This is a genomic window from Streptomyces sp. NPDC059455, assembly GCF_042750115.1.
Lineage (GTDB): Bacteria > Actinomycetota > Actinomycetes > Streptomycetales > Streptomycetaceae > Streptomyces > Streptomyces endocoffeicus.
The window spans coordinates 28,269-31,529 of the sequence record NZ_JBHYVB010000137.1 but is presented as its reverse complement, the minus strand read 5'-3'; the positions used below and the strand labels follow the sequence as shown (position 1 = coordinate 31,529).

The window sequence follows — 3,261 nt, the reverse complement described above, 5'->3', positions numbered from 1 at the left end:
AAGGCGTCCTTGGCGTCCGTCTTGGCCTCGCCCCGGTAGGAGGCCGAGGCGCGGTGCACGGTCAGGCCGGTGATGTAGACCATCGGCTGATCGTGTTCGCCATTCGCGGTGATCACCACGCAGTGGTGGTGTTCCTTGCCGATGTCCACTCCGGCCCATATCTGGGGCACGGTCACCTCCGCCAGCTCGTCGCGCGTTCACGGCCCAGCAGACGACCTCGCCGACGTTGCCCTACACAGCGATCGAGTCGCATCTCCCAATTGGCGGTCGAGTCGTCGCGGGGCGGCCAAGCCTTTCCAGCCATCAGGCGGCGCACCCATGACAGCCATACCCAGAGCCCCTGGGTCCCGCCGATCTTACGAGTGACCAGTTCGAACCCACGACCAAGAAAGTAGGGCACCCCATGAGCCAGCCTTCCACCGGTCCGGTCGTCGAGCGGGTGGATGCCCGGCATCGGTACGAGATCCTGGTCGACGGCGAGCGCGCCGGCCTGACCGCGTACCGCGACCGCGGTGCGCAACGCGTCTTCCACCACACGGAGGTCGGCGACGCGTTCGCCGGACAGGGCCTGGCCGCGCTGTTGGTCCAGCGGGCACTCACCGACGTACGCGACTCCGGGAAGCGGGTCGTGCCCGTCTGCCCGTACGTGGCCAAGTTCGTCGAGAAGCATGACGAGTTCGCCGACATCACCGACCCCGTGACCCCCGATGTCCTGCGGTGGCTGGAAGCGGAGCTGGACTGACCGCTGAGGATGGCGCGCCATCCGTGCCCGCCACGGCGCGGATGGCCGTGATCAGGACGGGTCCTCGTCCAGCTTCTCCACCACACGCTCGGACACCTGCGCCAGCGTCCGCGGCTCCGCCGGCGTGATGTGGTCCAGGAACAGATCGCGGACCGCCTCGACGTGACGGGGGCGGCGGCCTCGATCATCGCGCGCCCCGCGTCCGTGATCACCACGAACGCGCCACGGCCGTCCTCGGCACACTCGTCCCGGACCACCAGTCCCCGCTTCACCATGCGGGCGATGTGATGGGACATCCGGCTCTTTTCCCATTCCAGCGCTCTGGCGAGATCCAGAATCCTGCGCCGCCCGTCCGGGGCGTCCGTCCGGGGCGTCCGTCAGCTCGACCAGCACTCCGAAGTCCGCGGCCGACACATTCGACTCCGTCTGCAACAAGCGCGACAACCGGCCCCGGAGCCTGTCGTGCAAGCGGAGGAAGCTCCCGCCAGGCCTGCTGCTCCTCAGGCGTCAGCCATCGCACCTTCTGGCCGCCGTGAACGCGGTGCTGCTGGCGCTCACCGTCTTGCACACCGCCAGTCCGGCGGCCAGAAGGTTCTTCGCCGCGTTCACGTCCCGGTCGTGGGTCGTGCCGCAGTCGCACGTCCAGGTGCGGACACTGGGCGGCATCTTCTTTTGCAGGGTGCCGCATGCGGAGCACAGCTTGGAGGAGGGGAACCAGCGGTCGACCGCGATCACTTCGCGGCCGTACCAGGCGGCCTTGTACTCCAGCATGCTCCGGAACTGCGACCATGCCGCGTCGGAGATCGCCCGGGACAGCTTGCCGTTGCTGAGCATGTTCCGGACGGTGAGATCCTCGATCACCAGCGTTTGGTTCTCACGCACGAGTCGAGTGGTCAGCTTGTGCAGATGGTCACGGCGACGGTCGGTGATCCGGGCGTAGACCTTGGCGACCTTGCGGCGCGCCTTGGCCCGATTGGCGCCGTCGCCCCGGGCCTTGCGGGCGAGGTCGCGCTGGGCGCGGGCGAGGCGGGCGCGGTCGCGCCGCTCGTGCCTGGGGTTGGTGATCTTCTCACCCGTGGACAGGGTGAGCAGGTGATCGAGCCCGGCGTCGATACCGACCGCCGAGCCGCCGGCGGGAAGCGGTTGGACGGCGGGGTCCTCGACGAGGAGGGAGACGAACCAGCGCCCGGCCGCGTCCTCGGAGACGGTCACCGTGGAGGGGACCGCGCCTTCCGGCAGGGGCCGGGACCAGACGATGTCCAGCGGCTGGGCCATCTTCGCCAGCGTCAGCTTCCCGTCCTTGAACCGGAACGCGCTGGAGGTGTACTCGGCGGACTTGCGGGACTTCTTGCGCGACTTGAACCGCGGGTACTTCGACCGCTGGGCGAAGAACGCGGTGAACGCCGCCTGGAGGTGCCGCAGGGCCTACTGGTGCGGAACCGAGGACACATCGTTGAGGAAGGCCAGTTCCCCGGTCTTCTTCCACGCCGTCAGCATCGCCGACGTCGCGTTGTAGTTGACCCGCTCCTGACGCAACGTCCACGCCTCGGCACGGGCCGCGAGCGCCATGTTGTAGACCTTCCGCACGCATCCGAACGTACGCGACAGCTCCGCTGCCTGCGCATCGGTCGGATAGAAGCGGTACCGATACGCCCGCTTCACATGAGTGGCCATAACTCACAAACCAGCACGTCAGCTTGTGGTTCTCTGACACGTCGTCAGTGAAGTACGCCGAATCACCCCGGCGGCCTTCGGCTTTTCCTGCCCTGATCCGCAGGAGCCCGATCCCTCGCCCGAAGGCGGGGATTTCCTCGGAAGTTCCCCATGACCAGGATCGGCATCATCCTCGGCAGCACCCGCCCCAACCGCAATGGCGAGCAGGTGGCCAAGTGGGTCTACGACATCGCCTCCCGGCGCGGCGACACGGAATTCGAACTCGTCGACCTGCGCGATTCCCCGCTGCCGCACCTGGACGAGCCGCTGCCCCCGACGATGGGCCAGTACCAGGGCGAGCACACCAAGAAGTGGGCGGAGAAGATCGGCTCCTTCGACGGGTTCGTCTTCGTCACCCCGGAGTACACCACGGCACGTCCGGCGCGCTCAAGAACGCCATCGACTACCTCTACGCGGAGTGGAACAACAAGGCGGTCGGTTTCGTCTCCTACGGCGGGGTCGGCGGCGCCCGGGCCGTGGAGCATCTGCGGCTTGTCGTCGGCGAGTTGCAGATGGCCGATGTGCGCCAGCAGGTGACGCTCTCGCTGATCACCGAGTTCGAGAACTTCAGCGTCTTCAAGCCCGGCGACTACAACGTGGACTCGCTCAACACCCTGCTCGACCAGGTCGTCGCCTGGAGCGGAGCCCCTGGCGCCGCTCCGCGCCTCCGCCTGAACCGCCTCGGGTGCGGCCGGGGCCCCGACCGGGGGCGGCCCCCGCACAGACCGCGCCCCCCCGACCACGTCGGGGGCGGTAGACGCGCCCAGCCCCCCCCGCGGCCGGGGGTGCGCGGCCGGGGGTCCCGA

2 protein-coding genes and 3 pseudogenes are annotated in these 3,261 nt (G+C 68.4%); 3 read left to right on the top strand and 2 right to left on the bottom strand.

Annotated elements, in window-relative coordinates:
• Positions 1-149 (bottom strand): transposase (locus ACFXB5_RS36485; RefSeq protein WP_385216394.1); only part of this gene is annotated, 149 nt, incomplete at its 3' end.
• A gap of 254 nt (positions 150-403) precedes the next feature.
• Here ACFXB5_RS36485 and ACFXB5_RS36480 point away from each other — a divergent pair.
• Positions 404-742, top strand: coding sequence for a GNAT family N-acetyltransferase (locus tag ACFXB5_RS36480; protein ID WP_385216389.1), 339 nt, complete (start codon positions 404-406; stop codon positions 740-742).
• Positions 743-1,309: 567 nt separating this feature from the next.
• On the opposite strand, the pseudogene ACFXB5_RS36475 reads toward ACFXB5_RS36480, so the two are convergent.
• A pseudogene (locus tag ACFXB5_RS36475) lies at positions 1,310-2,416 on the bottom strand (RNA-guided endonuclease InsQ/TnpB family protein); the annotation flags it as partial.
• 150 nt (positions 2,417-2,566) lie between these two features.
• Here ACFXB5_RS36475 and ACFXB5_RS36470 point away from each other — a divergent pair.
• Both ACFXB5_RS36470 and ACFXB5_RS36465 read left to right on the top strand, forming a co-directional pair.
• Positions 2,567-2,940 (top strand): annotated as a pseudogene (locus tag ACFXB5_RS36470) (NADPH-dependent FMN reductase); the annotation flags it as partial.
• 27 nt (positions 2,941-2,967) lie between these two features.
• Positions 2,968-3,261: pseudogene (locus tag ACFXB5_RS36465) on the top strand (hypothetical protein); the annotation flags it as partial.